The organism is Planomonospora sp. ID67723 (genome assembly GCF_015711605.1).
Taxonomy (GTDB): domain Bacteria; phylum Actinomycetota; class Actinomycetes; order Streptosporangiales; family Streptosporangiaceae; genus Planomonospora_A.
In genome coordinates, this window is record NZ_JABTEZ010000002.1 from 241,686 (window position 1) to 260,496 (window position 18,811).

At 74.0% G+C, this 18,811-nt stretch carries 12 protein-coding genes; 9 read left to right on the forward strand and 3 right to left on the reverse strand.

All coding sequences use genetic code 11. The features are described from left to right. Positions 1-44: 44 nt before the first annotated feature. From HS041_RS13805 to HS041_RS13825, 5 genes are read left to right on the forward strand one after another with little or no spacing between them, the layout of a single operon-like run. Entirely contained in the window at positions 45-275 is a 231-nt protein-coding gene (locus HS041_RS13805; protein ID WP_196441088.1) for a phosphopantetheine-binding protein, read from the forward strand. Next, complete coding sequence (locus tag HS041_RS13810) at positions 268-1,212, forward strand: thiamine pyrophosphate-dependent dehydrogenase E1 component subunit alpha (protein ID WP_196441089.1); 945 nt, start codon at positions 268-270, stop codon at positions 1,210-1,212. Before HS041_RS13805 ends, HS041_RS13810 begins: the two co-directional genes overlap by 8 nt. Then, positions 1,203-2,192, forward strand: a complete 990-nt coding sequence (locus HS041_RS13815; RefSeq protein WP_196441090.1) for an alpha-ketoacid dehydrogenase subunit beta — start codon at positions 1,203-1,205, stop codon at positions 2,190-2,192. The genes HS041_RS13810 and HS041_RS13815 overlap by 10 nt, the downstream gene beginning before the upstream one ends. Next, entirely contained in the window at positions 2,185-3,354 is a 1,170-nt protein-coding gene (locus HS041_RS13820) for a 2-oxo acid dehydrogenase subunit E2 (RefSeq protein WP_196441091.1), read from the forward strand. The genes HS041_RS13815 and HS041_RS13820 overlap by 8 nt, the downstream gene beginning before the upstream one ends. Then, positions 3,351-9,074: a non-ribosomal peptide synthetase/MFS transporter gene (locus HS041_RS13825; protein ID WP_307845282.1), complete on the forward strand. Its 5,724-nt coding sequence runs from the start codon at positions 3,351-3,353 to the stop codon at positions 9,072-9,074. Before HS041_RS13820 ends, HS041_RS13825 begins: the two co-directional genes overlap by 4 nt. 75 nt (positions 9,075-9,149) lie before the next feature. Here HS041_RS13825 and HS041_RS13830 read toward each other — a convergent pair whose 3' ends face one another. Beyond that, a complete protein-coding gene (locus HS041_RS13830) occupies positions 9,150-14,132 on the reverse strand; it encodes an Lhr family helicase (protein WP_196441092.1) in 4,983 nt (1,660 codons plus the stop codon). A gap of 132 nt (positions 14,133-14,264) precedes the next feature. On the opposite strand from HS041_RS13830, the gene HS041_RS13835 reads away from it, so the two are divergent. Continuing rightward, positions 14,265-15,602 carry a pyridoxal phosphate-dependent decarboxylase family protein gene (locus HS041_RS13835; protein ID WP_196441093.1) on the forward strand — a complete coding sequence of 446 codons (1,338 nt, stop codon included), beginning with the start codon at positions 14,265-14,267 and terminating at the stop codon, positions 15,600-15,602. Between the two features lie 76 nt (positions 15,603-15,678). Beyond that, complete coding sequence (locus HS041_RS13840; RefSeq protein WP_196441094.1) at positions 15,679-16,167, forward strand: VOC family protein; 489 nt, start codon at positions 15,679-15,681, stop codon at positions 16,165-16,167. A gap of 83 nt (positions 16,168-16,250) precedes the next feature. Here the strand turns inward: HS041_RS13840 and HS041_RS13845 are convergent, their stop codons facing one another. Then, on the reverse strand, positions 16,251-16,466 hold the full coding sequence (locus HS041_RS13845; RefSeq protein WP_196441095.1) for a hypothetical protein: 216 nt from the start codon (positions 16,464-16,466) through the stop codon (positions 16,251-16,253). A 194-nt stretch (positions 16,467-16,660) separates the two neighbouring features. On the opposite strand from HS041_RS13845, the gene HS041_RS13850 reads away from it, so the two are divergent. Beyond that, complete coding sequence (locus HS041_RS13850) at positions 16,661-16,855, forward strand: DUF3046 domain-containing protein (RefSeq protein ID WP_196441096.1); 195 nt, start codon at positions 16,661-16,663, stop codon at positions 16,853-16,855. A gap of 123 nt (positions 16,856-16,978) precedes the next feature. Here the strand turns inward: HS041_RS13850 and HS041_RS13855 are convergent, their stop codons facing one another. Then, complete coding sequence (locus tag HS041_RS13855) at positions 16,979-17,254, reverse strand: hypothetical protein (protein WP_196441097.1); 276 nt, start codon at positions 17,252-17,254, stop codon at positions 16,979-16,981. A 295-nt stretch (positions 17,255-17,549) separates the two neighbouring features. Here HS041_RS13855 and recA point away from each other — a divergent pair, with 295 nt between their 5' ends. Next, positions 17,550-18,659 carry a recombinase RecA gene (gene recA / locus HS041_RS13860; RefSeq protein WP_196441098.1) on the forward strand — a complete coding sequence of 370 codons (1,110 nt, stop codon included), beginning with the start codon at positions 17,550-17,552 and terminating at the stop codon, positions 18,657-18,659. Positions 18,660-18,811 lie beyond the last annotated feature (152 nt).

Sequence of the window (18,811 nt, forward strand, 5' to 3'; positions counted from 1 at the left end):
GCACGAGCACCGAACCACCACCGCACGACCCTCGGGAGCACGACATGGGTTCCGTCACCACCCTCACCGACCAGGTCCGGGAGATCTGGGAGGAGGTCCTGGGCATCTCGCCGATCGACGACCACGACGACGTCTTCGATCTCGGCGGCCATTCCCTGACCATCACACAGATCATCGTCCGGATGCGCAAGCGCCTCGGCGTCGAGGTCGAGCTGGACGACTTCTTCGACAACCCCACCATCGCCGGAATCGTCGAGACCCTCGGCGATGACTGAGACCCTCGTCCCGGCGCTCGGCCCGGCGACCGGCCGGCCCGGCCTCTCCCGCCTGGCCGACGACGACCTCGAACTGCTGCTGCTGATCCGGCACTTCGAGCTGAAGCTGCTGCAGCTGTACGGCAGGGGCGAGCTGAACGGGACCACCCACACCTGCCTGGGCCAGGAGTACGTCCCGGTGGCGCTGCGCCCCCTGCTCGGGCCCGGCGACTTCGTGTTCAGCAACCACCGCGGCCACGGCCACTACCTGGCCCGGTTCGGCGACGCGCACGGGCTGCTGGCGGAGATCATGGGCCGGGAGGGCGCGGTCTGCGGCGGGGTGGGCGGCAGCCAGCACATCCACCGTGACCGCTACCTGTCCACCGGGGTGCAGGGGGAGAGCCTGCCGGTCGCCGCCGGCGTCGCGCTCCACCTCCTGCGGACCGAGCCCGGCGCCCTGGCCTGCGTGTACATCGGGGACGGGACCTGGGGCGAGGGCGCGGTCTACGAGGCGCTGAACCTGGCCGCGCTCTGGCGGCTCCCGCTGCTGGTCGTGGTGGAGAACAACGGCATCGCCCAGTCCACGCCCACCGGCGCCCAGCTCGCCGGAACCATCGCCGGGCGGGCTGCGGCGTTCGGGATCGCCCACCACCTGGTGGTCTCCACCGACGTCAACGAGATCCGCCCCGCCCTGGAGCCGCTGGTCGCGCAGGTCCGGCGGGGCCGGCCGCTGGTGGCGGAGTTCCGCACCCACCGGCTCGGCCCGCACAGCAAGGGGGACGACACCCGCCCGCCCGAGGCGGTCGGCACCGCCAGGCGGAACGACTGGTACGAGCGCTACGCCCACGACCACCCCGAGCACTTCCACCGGCTCGACGGCCGGGTCCGGGCGCTCGTCGAGGGCGTGGCGGACGAGGTCGCCGCCCGCCCGCCGTCGAGGTGGTCGCCGTGCGCGTAGCCGAGAACCTCAACGCCGCCCTGCACGGGCTGCTCGACGACGACCCCACGGCGTACGTGCTGGGCGAGGACGTCCTCGACCCGTACGGCGGCGCCTTCAAGATCACGAAAGGGCTGTCCACGCGCTTCCCCGACCGGGTGATCACGACCCCGATCAGCGAGGGCGCCCTCACCGGGGTCGCGGCCGGCCTCGCGCTGACCGGCAACACCGCGGTGGCCGAGATCATGTTCGGCGACTTCGCCACCCTCGCCTTCGACCAGCTGTGCAACTTCGCCGCCAAGTCGGTCTCGATGTACGGCTCGCGCCTGCCGCTGCGGATGATCGTCCGCTGCCCCACCGGCGGCGGCCGGGGTTACGGCCCCACGCACAGCCAGAGTCTGCAGAAGCACTTCATGGGCATGCCGGGCCTGGCGCTGTACGAGATGTCGCCCTTCCACGACAACCGCGAGGTGCTGGCGGCCATGGCGGACCGGGGCGAGCCGTGCCTGTTCTTCGAGGACAAGGTCCTCTACACCAGGCCGATGGGCCAGACGGATCCGCTGCTGCGGGTGCGCCGCGACGGCGGCCTGGCCGTGGTCGACCCCGTCGTCCCGGAACTGGCGGCGCGCCCCGACTGCGTGATCGTCGCGCCGGGCGGGACGGCGCACCGGGCACTGGGCGCGATGCGCTCGCTGCTGCTGGAGGAGGAGGTCTCCTGCCGGCTGCTGGTGCCGTCCCGGCTGTACCCGCTGGACGTCGAGGCGCTGCTGCCGTACCTCGGCCAGGTGGTCCTGGTCGCCGAGGAGAGCACCCCGGGCGGGACCTGGGGAGCCGAGGTCGCCCACCTGGTCCACCAGCGGATCTGGGACCGGCTGCGGGGGCCGGTCCGCCTGGTCTGCTCCCGGGCGTCGGTGATCCCCACCGCCGCCCACCTCGAGCGGGAGGTGCTCGTCACCGAGTCCGCGATCCAGCACGCCGTACGGGAGGCCCTGCGTGGCTGACGTCCTCGTTCCCAAACTGAACAACCAGGACACCGAGTACCTGGTCGTGGAGTGGCTCGTCGGCGACGGCGAGCCGGTGCGCGCCGGTGAGGCGGTGGCGGTCCTGGAGACCTCCAAGGCCGCCGACGAGATCGAGGCGGCCGCCTCCGGCCGGCTGGTCCACGTCGCGGCCAAGGACGCCTGGATCGCCCCGGGCGCCGTGCTGGCCCGCGTCGTCCCGGAGGACCGCGACGGCTCCGCCGGATCCGCCGCGGCACCGGTCCGGACGTCCGGCGGAGATCCGGAGGAGACGTTCACCGGAGCGGCGGCCGGCTCTCTGATCACCGCCCCGGCCCGGGCGGCGATGGAGGAGCTGGGTGTTCCCGAGGACCGGGTGCTGGCCCTGGGCCTGCCGCTGGTCCGCCGGGCCGACGTCGAGCGCCTCGCCTCTTCGAGGGCCTCCGGGGACGCCGTCTCAGGCGCCTCCGCGGGCGGTGCGGAGACGGGCGGTGAGGGGGCAGATGACGCGGCGGCCGGAAGGCACGAGCCGTCGCGGGTCCAGCGGGCCGTGGCCCGCGCCGTGACCCTCTCCCACCGGACGATCCCGGCCGCCTACACCGTGATGCGCTTCGACGTCGGCCGGGCTCTGGAGCGGGCCCGCGCGCTGACCCGCGAGGTGCGCAGGCCGGTCGGGCTGCCCGAGCTGTTCGTGCAGGCGGTGGCCGGGCTGCACGGGCGGTTCCCGCTGCTGTTCGGCGCATGGGAGGAGGACGGCGTCGCCCTGTCCGACGCCCCGCGCGTCGGGGTCACCTTCGACCTGGGCGAGGGACTGTACGTGCCGGTCGTCCGCGAGACCGCCTCCCTGCGCGACATCGCCGGCACGCTGATGCGCCACCGGCTGGCCGCCGCCACCGGTGACTTCCGGGAGAGGGACCTGACCGGGGCGAACATCACGGTCACCCTGCACACCGACGCCGACGTGATCCTCGCCGTCCCCATCGTCCTGCCCGGTACGGCCGCCGCCCTCGCGGTGACCTCTCCCCGGCCGGAGACCGTGCCGGCCGCCGACGGCTCGGTGACGGTCCGGACCGTCACCGACATCGGCCTGGCCTACGACCACCGAATCGTCAACGGCCGGGACGCCGCACTGTTCCTGGCCGCGCTCCGCCAGGAGATCCAGTGACCGAGATCGCATCGACCACGCCGGCCGAGCCGGCAGCGCCGCAGGCTCCGCCCGCGCCGACCGTCTCCGCGCCCGCCGGCGCGACCGCGCAGCCGGAGCTGTCGGACGCCAAGCGGGCACTGCTCGCCCGGCGGCTGCGGCGCCGAGAGGAGACCCGGGCCGTCACCCCCCGGCCGCCCGGCACCGCGGTGCCGCTCTCCCACGCCCAGGAACGCCTGTGGTTCCTGGAGCAGTACCGTCCGGGCCTGACCGCCTACACCGTCCCCGCCGTCGTACGGCTGCGCTGCCCGCTCGACGGGGAGGCCCTGCGCCGCGCCCTGGAGGGGGTCGCCGCCCGCCACGAGGCCCTGCGGATGCGCTTCCCCACCACCGAGGACGGCACTCCCGAGCTGGTCGTCGACGACCCCGGTCCGGTCCGGCTGGACGTCGTCGAGGCGGCGGACCAGGACGCGGCGCTGGGGCTGTTCGACGCCGCGCTGGCCGTCCCGTTCGACCTGGAGCGCGGCCCGCTGCTGCGCGCGGTCCTGGCCAGGATCGCGACGGACGACCACGTGCTGCTGGTCGCCGCGCACCACGCCGTCGTCGACGGCTGGTCCTTCGACATCTTCTTCCGGGAGCTGCTCGCCCTGTACGACGGCGAGACCCTCCCGCCTCCGGCGGTCGGCTACGGCGACTACGCGATCTGGCAGCGCGGGCGCGACCTGCGCCGCGAGACAGACCACTGGCGCGGACGGCTGGCCGGGCTGCCCGCGATCGAGCTGCCCACCGACCGGCCCCGCCCGGCCGAACAGGGGTACGACGGCGCCGCGCTCGGCGTCCGGATCGACGCCGACCTCACCCGGCGCCTCGCCGAGCTGGGCCGGGCCTCGAACGCGACGCCGTACATGACGCTGCTGGCGGCCTTCCAGGTGCTGCTGGCCCGCTACTCCGGACAGGCGGACTTCGCGGTCGGCTCCCCGGTGGCCGGGCGCGGCCTGCCCGAGCTGGAGGGCGTGATCGGCATGTTCGTCAACACGCTGGTGCTCCGCGCCGACCTGGACGGCGACCCGTCGTTCACCGCGTTCCTGGACCGGGTCCGGGAGACCACGCTCGACGCCCTGGCCCACGCCGAGCTGCCGTTCGACCGTCTGGTCACCGAGCTGAACGTGGTCCGCGACGTCAGCCGCGCGCCGCTGGCCCAGGTCGCGTTCGCCCTGCAGAACTACGCCGACGGCGGGGACGACCCGCGGGTGGCCTATCTGACCCCGCCGGTCAGGACCACCCGCCACGATCTGGCGTTGTACCTGTTCGAGACCCCCGAGGGACTGTCGGGGCACTTCACCTACAACACCGAGCTGTTCGACCCGGAGACCGTGGAGCTGCTGGCGGCCCGGTTCGAGACGCTGCTGCGCTCCATCGTCGAGGCCCCGGACACCCCGGTCGGGGAGCTGTCGATCCTCTCGGAGGAGGAGCGGGACCTCGTGCTGCGGTTCGGGTCCGCCGCCGACCCCCGGCCGACCGGCCACCGCCTCCTCGGGGACATCGTGACCGCGCAGGCCGCGCTCACCCCGGACGCGACCGCCGTGGTCTGCGAGCCCGCCCCGGACAGCGCCCCGGGAGGCGCCCCCGCCCGCCTGACCTACGCCGGGCTGGAGCACCGGTCGAAGGCCATCGCCGCCCTGCTGCGCAGGCGGTACGGCGTCGGCCCCGACGTCCGGGTCGGCATCCTGCTCGACCGGTCCACCGACCTGGCCGCCGCCGTCCTCGGCGTGCTGGCCGCGGGCGGCGCCTACGTCCCGCTCGACCCCAAGCAGCCGCGTGACCGGCTGGCCCACATGCTCGGCGACTCCGGGGCCGTCGCCGTCCTGACCACCTCCGCCGGGCGGGAGCTCGTCCCGGACGGTCACCCGGTCGTCTGCCTGGACACCTGCCTGGACGCCGCGGCAGGGGAGGGGCCGCCGGAGGAGACGGCTTTCGACGACCCCGGCACCACCCCCGACCACCTGGCATACGTGATCTACACCTCCGGCACGACGGGGCGGCCCAAGGGCGTCGGGGTGCAGCACCGCCAGGTGCTGAACTACCTGGCGGGAGTCAGGGAGCGGTTCGCCGTCGAGCCGGGGTCGGTCTTCACTCTGCTCCAGTCACTCTCCTTCGACTTCGGCGTGACGGTCTTCTACCTGTCGCTGCTCACCGGGGGCGAGCTCCACCTGCTCGACCCGCAGGCGCCGGTCGAGGAGCTCGCCGGACCGCTGGGCCGTACCGACTACCTGAAGATGACCCCCTCCCATCTCGCCTCGCTCCTCGCCGCCGCGGACCCCCGTGAGCTGCTTCCGCGCAAGCTGCTCATCCTCGGCGGCGAGGCCTCCACCTGGTCGTGGGCCAGGGAACTGGCCGGGCACACCACGGTGGCCAACCACTACGGGCCCACCGAGGCCACGGTCGGTGTGGCCACCCACGCCGTCACCGGTGCCGCAGGAAGCACCGGTGACAGCGGGAACGCCGGGGCCGCACTCACCCTGCCGGTCGGCGGGCCGCTGCCCGGTGTCCGGCTGTACGTGCTGGACGATCACCTGCGGCTCGTCCCGCCCGGCATGACCGGTGAGATCTACATCGGCGGTGACCGGCTGGCCCGCGGCTACCTCGGGCAGCCCGGCCTGACCGCCGACCGCTTCCTGCCCGACCCGTACGGCGAGCCCGGCGCCCGCATGTACCGAACCGGCGATCTCGGCCGCTGGCTGCCGGAAGGGGAGCTGTGCTTCCTGGGCCGCCGCGACCTGCAGGTCAAGGTCCGGGGCTACCGGGTGGAGCTGCCGGAGATCGAGTCGGTTCTCACCGGCCAGGAGGGGATCGCGCAGGCCGTCGTGGAACTGCGCGGAGACCGGCTGGTGGCCTACCTCGTCGGCGAGCGCACGCCGGTCGGGGAACTGCGCGCCCGGCTCGCCGACCGGCTCCCCGAGTACATGATCCCGGGACGGTTCGTCTGGCTGGACGAGCTGCCCCTGAAGTCGCACGGCAAGGTCGACCGCGCCCGGCTCCCCGAGCCCGGTGACGAGCGCCCCGACCAGGAGGCCGGGTTCGCGCCGCCCGAGACCCCCCTGGAGGAGGCCGTCGCCCAGGTGTGGGCCCAGGTGCTGGGACTGGTCCGGGTCGGCGTGCTGGACGACTTCTTCGACCTGGGCGGCCACTCGCTGCTCGCCGCCCAGGTGGTCGCCCGCCTGCGGAGGGTCCTCCCCGCGGGCGGACGCCAGATCAGCATCCTCGACCTGTTCAAGCACCGGACCGTCCGCGAGCTCGCCCGGCTCGCCGAGACCGCCCCCGGCGGGCCGCGCGCGCTCCTGCACCGCCTCACCCCGGCTCGTCCCGCCGCGCCCCCCGCCGTGCCCTCTTCCGCATCCCTCACCGGGACCCTGGTCTGCGTGCCGTACAACGGCGGCAGCGCGGCCGTCTACCAGCCGCTGGCCGACGCGCTGCCCGAGGACTGGGCGCTGCACGCGGTGGCCGTCCCCGGCCAGGAGCTGGGCCTGGCCGAGGAGACGCGGCCGGTCGCCGAGGTCGCGGAGGGCTGCGCGGCGGAGATCCTCGCCGGAATCCGGGGCCCGGTCGTGCTGTACGGCCACTGCGGGCTCGGCGTCATGCTCACCGTGGAGATCGCCCGTCGCCTGGAGGCCGCCGGGCGGGCCGTCGAGGCCGTCTACCTCGGCGGGATCTTCCCCTTCGCCCGGCCCTCCTCCCTGCTGGGCAGGATCGCCGATCTGGCCGACCGGTTCCGCAGCGACCAGGCGTGGGCCAACGCCCTGCGCGCCGCCGGGCTCGACACCGACGAGCTCAGCCGCGAGGAGCTCACGCTGATGATCGGCAACCGGCGGGAGGGCACCCGGGAGACCGAACGCTACTTCACCCGGCTGCTGGCCGAGGGGGTCGAGCCGCTCCGGGCGCCGATCGTCTCCGTCGTGGGGGAGCGCGACCCGGCGACGGAGTTCTACCAGGAGCGCTACCGCGAGTGGCACCTGCTGACCGGCTCTGCCTCGCTGGCCGTCCTCGACGAGGCGGGGCACTTCTTCCTGAAGTACCGGGCGAGGGAGCTGGCCGAGATCGTCACCGGCGTCCACCGGGCCGTCGCCACCGGCGACACCGGGGCGCTGGGCCGTACCGCCCGGTCGACCTGGTGGCTGGAGGGCGTCTCCTCGCGCTCGGCGGACACCTCGGGCGTCCCGGACGCTCAGGACGTCCCCGGAAGCCCCGCCGTCCCGGCCGGTCCCGGCGTCGCCGGCGCTCCGGACGGCCCGCCCCCCGGGGGCGTCCCGAACCCGTCGGACGGGGAGGCCCGGCCGCCGGCCGGACGGCGGGAGAACGCGCCCGCGGGACCGGCGCCGAGCATGAAACGCTTCGGGGCGGTGGCCGCCGGGCAGCTCGTGTCGATCATCGGGTCGTCGCTGACCGAGTTCGCGGTCCCGCTGTGGATCTACGTCACCACCGGGTCGCTCGCGAACTTCGCGCTGTTCTCGGTTCTGGCGCTGCTGCCCGGCCTGCTGGTCGCACCGCTGGCCGGCGCGCTGGTCGACCGCTACGACCGGCGCCGCGTCATGCTCGCCGGGGACGCCGGGGCGTTCGGCACGCAACTCGTCCTCGGCGCGCTGCTGTGGACCGGCAACCTGCAGGTGTGGCACATCTACCCGCTGCTGGTCGTGCTCTCGGTGGCGCTCACCTTCCAGCGCCTGGCCTACAACTCCGCGATCCCGCAGCTCGTTCCCAAACGCTTCCTCGGCCATGCCAACGGCGTGGTCCAGATGGTCACCGGAACCGCCCAGCTCGTCGTCCCCCTGGCGGCGGTCGGGCTGATGGCGGCGATCGGCCTGGAGGGCATCCTCGTCCTGGACGTGGTCTCCTACACCTTCGCGATCGCGGTCCTGCTCCTGGTCCGCTTCCCGAGGACGATGGCCGCCAGGCGCCGCGAGTCGCTGCTCGCCGAGATGGTGGAGGGATGGCGCTTCTCCTGGGGGAACCGGTGGTTCCGCGCGATGCTGATCTTCTTCGTGGTGCTGAACGTCTTCCTGTCCCCGCTGTTCCTGCTCATCTCGCCGCTCGTGCTGGGCTTCGGCACCCTCGGCGACGTGGGCCGCGTCGCGTTCTTCGGCGGTCTGGGCGTGTTCCTCGGCGGCCTGGTGATCACCGTCTGGGGCGGCCCGCGCCGCCTGCGGATGCGCGGCGTCCTGCTCACGACCCTCGCCCTGGGGTTCTTCTGCCTGGTCACCGGCCTGCGGGAGGACCTGGTGGTGATCGCGGTGGGCGCGTTCGGAATGTCGTTCTGGCTGGCCGTGCTCAACGGTGTCTACGCCACGATCGTGCAGGTCAAGGTGCCGCAGAGGTTCCACGGCCGGGTCATGGCGCTGAACCAGCTCATCGCCCTGTCCGCGCTGCCGGTCGGTTTCGGCCTGGTCGCGCCGTACGGCAGCGCGCTGTTCGAACCGCTGCTGCTGCCCGGCGGCCCGCTGGCCGGCACCGTCGGCGCCGTCCTCGGCACCGGGGAGGGCCGCGGCGTCGGCCTGATGTACGCGCTGTTCGCGGTCGCGATCGCGGCCACCGCGCTGGTGGCGATGCGGACCCGGACCCTGTCCCGGTTCGACGCCGACATGCCGGACGCGCTGCCGGACGATCTGATCGGGTTCCAGGCCGTCCAGAAGCGCGCCGTGCCGGCGGAGCCGGAACCCGTCGCGGAGGTGATCACCTTGCGGAGGTGACGGCCGTCGGAGCCGAGGCCGTCATCCACATCCGGGACGCCGGCCCCGGCCGTGGCGCGCCGGGGCGCGCGGCGGTCAGGCCCGCAGGCGCAGGCCCCTCGGGGTCGGGTGGAAACCCGCGGCCTCCAGGGCGGCGGCGAGCGGGGAGTCGCCGACGGCGGCGCCGTCGGCCCGCTCCACCGTCAGCTTCCCCAGTGCGCCGTCGCGCACGGCCAGCGCGAGCGCGTCCACCGCGGGCTGGAGGCGGTCGTCGTCGGTGAAGGACAGCAGCGTCCTGCCGCCGCGCTCGACGTACAGGACCAGGTGGCCGTCGACCAGCACCACCAGCGCTCCCGCCTTCCTTCCGGGTTTGTGGGACACGTCCCCGGGGTGGGCGGGCCAGGGCAGCGCCGCGCCGTACGGGTTGGCCGGGTCCGCCGCCGCCAGCACCACGGCTCGCCGGACCGCGCCGCCCCGGGCGTGCCGCAGGCCCGCGGCCCCCGGGGCGGGGAGGCGGGGGGCCTCCCACGGGGCCGTGCCGGGGGCGGGAGGACGAGGGGTGCTCCACGGATCCGGCTCGGGCGGCGGCGGCGCGGTCGCCCGCATGCGGTCGACGGCCCCCGGCAGCGCGAACTGGGCCCCGCCCAGACCCTCGACGAAGTAACCGCGACGGCACCGGCCGCTCTCCTCGAACGCGCGCAGCACCTGGTAGACGGCGGCGAACCCACCCGGCAGCCGCTCGGCCGTGACCGCGCCCCTGGTCACCACGCCGTGCCGCTCCAGCAGCACCTCCGCCTGGGCGTGGGCGCGCTGGGTGGCGTCCTCGGCGGGCGGGGGCAGCAGCCACCAGCGCCCGCCCACGGTCGGAGGGCCGCTCCGGGTGGGCAGCACGGCCCGGCGTCTGCGGGTGGAGGCGGGACGGTGTGCGGGCCGTCCCGTGCCGAGCGTCGCACGGAGCGGGGCCAGCGTGTCGCCGGTGATCCGCCCCGCCCACACCAGGTCCCACACCGCCGCCACGAGCGTCGCGTCGTCGGGGGCCGCACCTGCCGGAACCGCGGGTCTCCTCCCGCCCGCCGGGGGCGTCGCGCCACCGGGGTCCGGGATCGCCCGCCCGGCCGTCCCCCCGCCGACGGGCGCTCCCTCGCCGGGCCCCGGGAAGCGGGAGGCGGCGAGGACCGCGCCGACGCGGGTGCCCAGCTCGCGGAAGAACAGGGCGCCCCCGCCGCCGAGGGCCTCCAGGACCGCCTGGTGCACCGGAGTCATGGTGATCTCCAGCGGGTCGGGCAGCAGCAGCGGGGCGGTGTCGGCGAAGTAGAGGGACAGCCAGCCGTCCCCGCCGGGCAGCGACCCCTGGCCGGCCCAGACGACCTCGCCGGAGGAGGTCAGCTCGTCGAGCAGGGACGGGTCGTAGCCGGGCACGCGCGAGGGCAGGACCAGCGTCTCCAGCGCCGAGGCGGGCACCGCCGCGCCTTGGAGCCGCTCGACGGCGTCCACCAGGGCGTCGATCGGCGGTCTGCCCGCGCGCGGCGCACCGGTGATGCCGTGCCAGGCGGGCGAGAAGGCGGCCAGCGTCTCGGCGGGGACCGGTTCCACCTCCTTGCGGAGCCGGGCCAGGGACCTGCGGCGCAACATCCGCAGCACCCCGGCGTCGCACCACTCCTCGCCCCGGCCGCCGGGCCGGAACTCGCCGCTCACCACCCGGCCGGAGGCGGCCAGCCTGCGCAGCGCGTCGGCGACGACGGCCGGGCCGAGGCCGAAGCGGGCGGCGGCCGTGCTCGCGGGGAAGGGGGTGCGCGTGCGGGCGTGCCTGGCCAGCAGGTCGCCGAGCGGGTCGTCCACCGGCTCCAGGAACACGTGCGGCACGCCCACCGGGGGCGGCACGCCGAGCGCGTCGCGCAGCCGGGCGGCGTCCTCGATCGCGGCCCACTGCTCCTGCCCGGCCACCCGCACCCGGATCGCGCGCCGGGCCGCCTCCAGACCGGCCAGCCACGCCGGATCGCCCTCGCGCAGGCTCACGTCCTCGGCGAGCAGGGGGCCGTGGGAGCGGAGCAGGTCGGCGAGGTCCTCGGCGTCGCGGAGCGGCCGGTCCAGCCGGGCCAGCTCGCGCTCGGTGTCGGCGATCACGTCGGGGTCGAGCAGCTCACGCAGGTCGGCCTGGCCGAGCAGCTCGGCCAGCAGGCTCGTGTCGAGCGCGAGCGCCTGGGCGCGGCGCTCGGCCAGCGGGGCGTCCCCCTCGTACATGAACGCGCCGATGTAGTTGAACAGCAGGGACGCCGCGAACGGCGAGGCCTGGGAGGTCTCCACCTCGACCAGCCGCACCCTCCGCGCCGCGATGTCCCGCATCAACCGGACCAGCCCCGGCACGTCGAACACGTCCTGCAGGCACTCGCGCATCGTCTCCAGCACGACCGGGAACGAGCCGTACCGGGCGGCGACGCCCAGCAGGTGCGAGGCCCGCTGCCGCTGCTGCCAGAGCGGCGTCCGCCTGCCCGGCGAGCGGCGCGGCAGCAGCAGGGACCGGCCGGCGCACTCACGGAAGCGGGCCGCGAACAGCGCCGAGCCGCCGAGCTCCTCGGTGACGATCCGCTCGATCTCCTCGGCCTCGAAGACCGCGACGTCCGACGGCGGGTCCGACAGGGTGTCGGGGATGCGCAGCACGATGCCGTCGTCGGAGTGCACGGCCTGCACGTCGACGCCGTAGCGCTCGCGCAGCCGCCGCCCGATCGCCAGCGCCCACGGGGCGTGCACGCGCGCGCCGTACGGCGAGTGCACGACGACCCGCCAGTCGCCCAGCTCGTCGTGGAAGCGTTCGACCAGCAGCGTGCGGTCGTCCGGGACGTATCCGGTGGCCTCGTGCTGCTCGGCCAGGTAGGAGAGCAGGTTGGCCGCGGCGAACCCGTCCAGGCCCGCGGCCCTGACCCGTGCCAGCGCCGCCTCGCCGCCGGGACCGGTGCCCGCCTCCGACAGCTCGCGGAGGAAGGCGCCGATCGCCCGGCCCAGCTCGGCCGGGCGGCCCGGCGTGTCACCGTGCCAGAAGGGCAGCTTGCCCGGCCGTCCGGGGGCGGGGGAGACCAGCACCCGGTCGGCGGTGATGTCCTCGATCCGCCAGGAGGTCGCGCCGAGCACGAAGACGTCCCCGGCGCGGGACTCGTAGACCATCTCCTCGTCCAGCTCGCCCACCCGCGAGGCCTTCTCCCCGGCGAGGAAGACGCCGAACAACCCCCGGTCGGGGATGGTGCCGCCGCTGGTCACGGCCAGCCGCTGAGCCCCGGGACGCCCCTGGAGCACCCTCGTGACCCGGTCCCAGACGATGCGCGGGCGCAGTTCGGCGAACTCCTCGCTCGGGTAGCGCCCGGCGAGCATGTCGAGCGTCGCCTCCAGCGCGCTGCGGGGCAGCGTGCGGTACGGCGCGGCGCGGCGGACCACGGTCTCCAGCTCGTCGACGGTCCACTCGTCCAGCGCGGTCATCGCGACGATCTGCTGGGCGAGCACGTCGAGCGGGTTGCGGGGGTAGCGCAGCTCCTCGATCTCGCCCCGCTTCATCCGCTCGGCCACCACCGCCGTCTGGACCAGGTCGCCGCGGTACTTGGGGAAGATCACGCCGCGGGAGACCGCGCCCACCTGGTGCCCGGCCCGGCCGATCCGCTGCAGGCCGCTGGCCACGCTCGGCGGCGCCTCCACGCAGGCCACCAGGTCGACCGCGCCCATGTCGATGCCGAGCTCCAGGCTGGAGGTGGCCACCACGGCGGGCAGCCGCCCCGACTTGAGCGCCTCCTCGATCTGGGACCGCTCCTCCTTGGAGACCGATCCGTGGTGCGCCCGCACGACCTCCGGGACCGCCCCCCGGCTCGCCCCGGCCTGGGCCATCATCGCGGCCGGGGTGGAGACCGAGGCGGGAGGCGGGGGGAAGCCCTCCGCCCAGTGGACCGGCGCCCCGGAATCCCCGCGGTCCGGCGCGCCCTCCCACCCGGCGTGGCCGCCCTCCGCGCCGCTCCGTCCGGGATCGCCGCCGGGCCCGGTCGCGCCCTCCCCGGCACGCCGTTCCCAGGCCAGCTCGTTGAGGCGGGTGCACAGCCGCTCGGCCAGCCGCCGGGAGTTGGCGAACACGATCGTCGAGTCGTGCTCGCCGATCAGGTCCAGGAGCCGTTCCTCGACGTGGGGCCAGATGGACCGCCGGGCCGGCTGCTCGGTCAGCCACGCGTCGTCGTCCTGGCGGGGGCGGGGGGCGCTGTCGAGCTCGGTCATGTCCTCGACCGGGACGACGACCTCGACCTCGATCACTTTCTCCGACGGCGGCTGCACCACGACCGCCGGGCGCGGTCCGCCGAGGAACTCGGCCACCTCGCTCACCGGCCGCACGGTCGCCGAGAGGCCGATGCGCTGGGCGGGCCGGGGCAGCAGGGCGTCGAGCCGCTCCAGGCTGAGCGCCAGGTGCGCGCCGCGCTTGGTGGAGGCCACCGCGTGCACCTCGTCGACGATCACGGTCTCCACGCCGCGCAGCGCCTCGCGGGCCTGGCTCGTCAGCAGCAGGAAAAGCGACTCCGGAGTGGTGATGAGGATGTCGGAGGGCCGGGCGGCGAACCTGCGCCGCTCCTCGGCGGAGGTGTCGCCCGACCGGATCGCCACAGAGATCACCGGCTCGGGCAGCCCGAGCAGCCGGGAGGTCTGCCGCAGCCCGGTCAGGGGGGCGCGCAGGTTGCGCTCGACGTCCACCGCCAGGGCCTTGAGCGGCGAGACGTAGAGAACGCGGCACCGCTCCGTCCGCTCGTCGTCCTTCGCGCCCGCGCGGCCCTTCACCCGCCTGCGGCCGTCCACGCGACCGGCGGTCCCCGCGGCCCTCCCCCGTCCGGCCGGCTCCTCCGGCCCGGCGGGCTCCATCTGCTCGGCGGCCAGCCGGTCGAGCGACCAGAGGAAGGCCGCCAGTGTCTTGCCCGACCCGGTCGGCGCGACCACCAGGGTGTTGTCGCCCCGGGCGATCGAGGTCCACGCCCCCTCCTGGGCGGCGGTGGGCGCGGCGAAGGCCCCGGTGAACCACTGCCGGGTCACCGGGGTGAAGTGGTCGAGCGCTGATCCGGTCACCGTTCCATGGTGCACCGCGCCACCGACAGAATCCGCGCCGGGCGGGAGCCGTACGGGAAGGTAGAAAACACCTATGAGAGGTGTCCATAATGTCTATGTCTGGTTTAAGTGTTTTGTCCGCATACTTCTCTGGTGCACAGTTACGACGAGCGCCTGACGAGCCTGGTCTTCGACTACATGAAGGACCGGCTCTCCCTCGACCCCGTCCCCCTCGACAACCCCGGGGTGAAGGACAAGCTCGAGGCAGCCCTGGCCGGGGCCATCGGTCCCGGGGGCACCGACCCGGAGAAGGTCCTGGAGTTGTACGCCACCCAGCTGGCCCCGGCGGTCATCTCCGCCGACAGTCCCCGGTTCCTCTCCTTCATCCCGGCGGCCCCGACCAAGGCCGCCCTGCTGTTCGACATGGTCGTCTCCTGCGCCTCGCTCCAGGGCATCTCCTGGCTGGAGGCCTCCGGCGCGATCGCCGCGGAGAACCAGGTGCTGCGCCTGCTCGCGGACCGGGCCGGGCTGCCCGAGGGCGCGGGCGGCTGCTTCGTCTCCGGCGGTTCGGCGGGCAACCTGTCCGCGCTCGTCGTCGCCCGCGACACCGCCCGGCGCAGGGTTCCCGAGGGCCGCCTGCGCGTCGCGGTCAGCGACCAGGCGCACTCCTCGATCTCCAACACCCTGCGCATCATCGACGTGGACGCCCTCGTCGTGCCCTCGCGGGACCACCGCCTCACCGGCGAGTCCCTGCGCGCCGCCCTGGCGGCCGACCCCGACCCGTCGAACGTGATCGCCGTGGTCGCCACCTCCGGCACCACCAACGCCGGCATCATCGACGACCTGGCCGGGGTCGCCGAGGTGGCCCGCGAACGCGGCCTCTGGTTCCACGTGGACGGCGCGTACGGCGGCGCGGGGCTGTTCGCCCCCTCGATCCGCCACCGCTACGCCGGAATCGAGCACGCCGACTCCTTCGTCGTGGACCCGCACAAGTGGCTGTTCGCGCCCTTCGACTGCGCCGCCCTGCTCTACCGCGAGCCCCGCCTGGCGCGGGCCGTGCACACCCAGGACGCCTCGTATCTCGACGTCCTGCACACCGAGGGCGACGAGTGGAACCCCACCGACTACGCCTACCACCTGACCCGGCGCGCCCGGGGGCTGCCCCTGTGGTTCTCCCTGGCGGTGAACGGCACCGACGCCTACACCGAGGCCATCGAGAAGGGCCTGCGGCTCGCCCGCGAGACCGCGGCCCTGATCGACCGCACCGGGCACCTGGAGCTGATCCGCGAGCCGGAGCTGTCGGCGGTGCTGTTCCGCCGCGCCGGCTGGACGAGCCGGGACTACCACGACTGGTCCGAGCGGCTGCTCGCCGGGCAGATCGGCTTCGTCACGCCGACCGGCTGGGAGGGTGAGACCGTCGCCAGGTTCGCGTTCCTGCACCCGGACACGTCCATGGAGATCGTGAAGGAGATCCTCGACACCATGGCGTGACGGCACGGACAGGTTGGACGACCGCGGCCAGGGAGATAGCTCAGACGAACGTCGGCATACTGAGCGGTGGGCAGCCATGAGCATCGACTACCCGGCCATCGAGACGGCACGCGAGCGGATCAGGGCGGAGCACCTGCGGGCGCACCGCCCGCCGAGCAGCGCGAGGGGTCTGCACCACTTCGCCCTGATCTCCTCCGACGTCGAGAGGACGATCGCCTTCTACCAGGGGCTGCTGGAGTTCCCCCTCACGGAGATCTTCGAGAACCGCGACTACCGGGGCTCCAACCACTTCTTCTTCGACATCGGCAACGGCAACCTGCTGGCCTTCTTCGACTTCCCCGGCCTGGACCTGACCCCTTACCGGGAGGTCCTCGGCGGGCTCCACCACATCGCCATCTCGGTGGACCCGGCGACCTGGGAACGGTTGCGGGGCAAGCTGGAGGCCGCGGGCGTGCCGCACCGGATCGAGAGCGGCGCCTCGATCTACTTCCGAGACCCCGACGGGACCCGGCTGGAACTGCTCGCCGACCCGCTCGGCGAGATGTACGGCTCCCGCGTGCTCTGACGCGCTCGCCCCGCCGTCTCGCGCTCCTCGCCGGGGAGGAACCTGCGGGGAGGCCCGGGGAGCCGCCGCGGGCGGCCGGACGGTCAGCGCCGGGAGGGGCGGCGGGTGCGGGGCCTGCCCTCGCGCGGCTGCCGGGCCTGTGCGGCGTGCCGCTCGGAGCGCTCGGCCTTCTCCTTCTGCACGGCGAGGCGCAGGTTCTTGAGGAACTCGCGGCGCCTGGCCCTGCGTCCGGCCTTCTCCGCGGGGGTGAGCTTGAGCGCCGAGGCGAGCAGGACGCCGATGAGGGGGAGTTTCACCATGCCCCGAGTCTCACCCGCCGTGGCGGAGACTTCCAGGCCCAGAACGCGTCCGTGACGGCCGGGGTCCGTGACGGTCGTGGTGCGCACGGCCTTGCGCCCCATGGCCGCGGGAGGGCTCCCGGCGGGCGGCTCGCGTCCGCCTGCCGGGGACGCGCCCGGGGGTGCGCACGGTCAGGGGGCCCCATACTGGGGGCATGCGTCTGTCAGAGTTCTGGAAGCGGATGAAGCTCCACTTCGGCGACTCCTACGCCGAGTCGTGGGCCCGCGACTACGTCATCGCCGACCTGGGCGGGCGGACCGTGATCCAGGCGCTGGCCGACGGTGTCGCGGCCAAGGAGGTCTGGCACGCGGTGTGCGGGGTGACGGACGTGGCCGCCCGGCTGCGCTGAGGCAGGTGCGCTGGGGCAGGTGCGCTGGGGCGGGCGATCGCCCCGGGGTGCGGCGTCCGGGGAGGGGGAGGTCCGGGGGAGGTCCGGTGCGCGGCATCCGCGCCGGGACGCGCCCCGCCGGGCTCAGGGGACCGGGGCGCCGGCCAGGAGCTGTTTGACGGACTCGGCCACCTGGGCGGGATGGGCGGTGCCCTCCTGGCCGTCGGGGGACCACAGGTAGAGCCAGCCCTCCTTGGCCGGTGTGGCGAAGACGATCGTCTGCTTGCCGGAGCTCGGGTGCCAGACCCACAGCACGGGGTCGTCGCCTCCCAGCATCCGGCTGACCATCCCCCGGTCGGGCAGCTCGGCGGCCAGGGACTCGAGATGGGTCAACCGTTGCTGGGTGAACGTGTCGGTCACGTCGTTGTCACCTCGGAGTCACCTCGAAATTGTTTCGGCCCCAGCATTCCCACAGGTCAGCCCGGTGACACCAGGTTCGACGGAATGCCCGCAAATGTCGTCTCGCAGGCCGGGGCCGTACGCCGTCCGGCCCCGGGGGCGCCGAGACGCGCGGTGCCGTTGAGCCGCGATCGAACAGTCGTTCGGCTATATTGAACGTGCCATCCCTCGTGGCGTGCTCTCCGGAAAATGTCGGTGGCACCCCGTAGCTTTCTGGCAACACCGATTCGACCCGCAACCCTCCAGGGGGCTCCCAATGGCAGCTAACGACCGCGAGAAGGCGCTCGAGACCGCGCTCGCTCAGATCGAGCGGCAGTTCGGCAAGGGCTCCGTCATGCGTCTCGGCGACGAGACCCGTGCGCCCATCGAAGTGATCCCGACCGGTTCCATCGCGCTCGACGTCGCCCTCGGCATCGGCGGGTTCCCGCGTGGCCGCATCGTCGAGGTCTATGGTCCGGAGTCCTCCGGCAAGACCACCGTCGCCCTGCACGCGGTGGCCAACGCCCAGCGCGGCGGCGGCATCGCCGCGTTCATCGACGCCGAGCACGCCCTCGACCCGGAATACGCCAAGAAGCTGGGCGTCGACACCGACGCGCTGCTGGTCTCCCAGCCCGACACCGGTGAGCAGGCGCTGGAGATCGCCGACATGCTGATCCGGTCCGGCGCCGTCGACCTGCTGGTCATCGACTCGGTCGCGGCCCTGGTGCCGAAGGCCGAGATCGAGGGCGAGATGGGCGACAGCCACGTCGGTCTCCAGGCCCGCCTGATGTCCCAGGCCCTGCGCAAGGTCGCCGGCGCGCTCAACAACACCGGCACCACCGCGATCTTCATCAACCAGCTCCGCGAGAAGATCGGCGTCATGTTCGGCTCGCCCGAGACGACGACCGGTGGAAAGGCGCTGAAGTTCTACGCCTCGGTCCGCCTCGACATCCGCCGCATCGAGACGCTGAAGGACGGCACCGAGGCGGTCGGCAACCGCACCAGGGTGAAGGTCGTCAAGAACAAGATGGCCCCGCCCTTCCGCGTGGCCGACTTCGACATCCTCTACGGCGTCGGCATCTCCCGTGAGGGCGGCCTGATCGACATGGGCGTCGAGCACGGCTTCGTCCGCAAGTCCGGCGCCTGGTACACCTACGAGGGCGACCAGCTCGGCCAGGGCAAGGAGAACGCTCGCAACTTCCTGCGCAACCACCCGGACATGGCGAACGAGATCGAGAAGAAGATCAAGGAGAAGCTCGGCGTCGGCCCCCGCGTCGACGCACCCGTCTCCCCGCCGCCCGCCGCCGCCCCGGCGGCTCCGGCCGCTCCCGCCGCCTCGGGCCGTGGTTCCAAGGCGGCTGCCGCCCCCAAGCCGGGCGACGTCTGATCCGGGTGATCGGTGGTGAAGGGACCTGACTCCGGTCCGGCCGACGCGGCCGGGTCGCGAGACTGGGGTGCCTGGCCCGATCTGCCCGAGTCCGGAACCTCCGGCCGGGGCGACCGGCCGAGCCGTTCGCGGGGCGATCGCCCGGGGGCGTG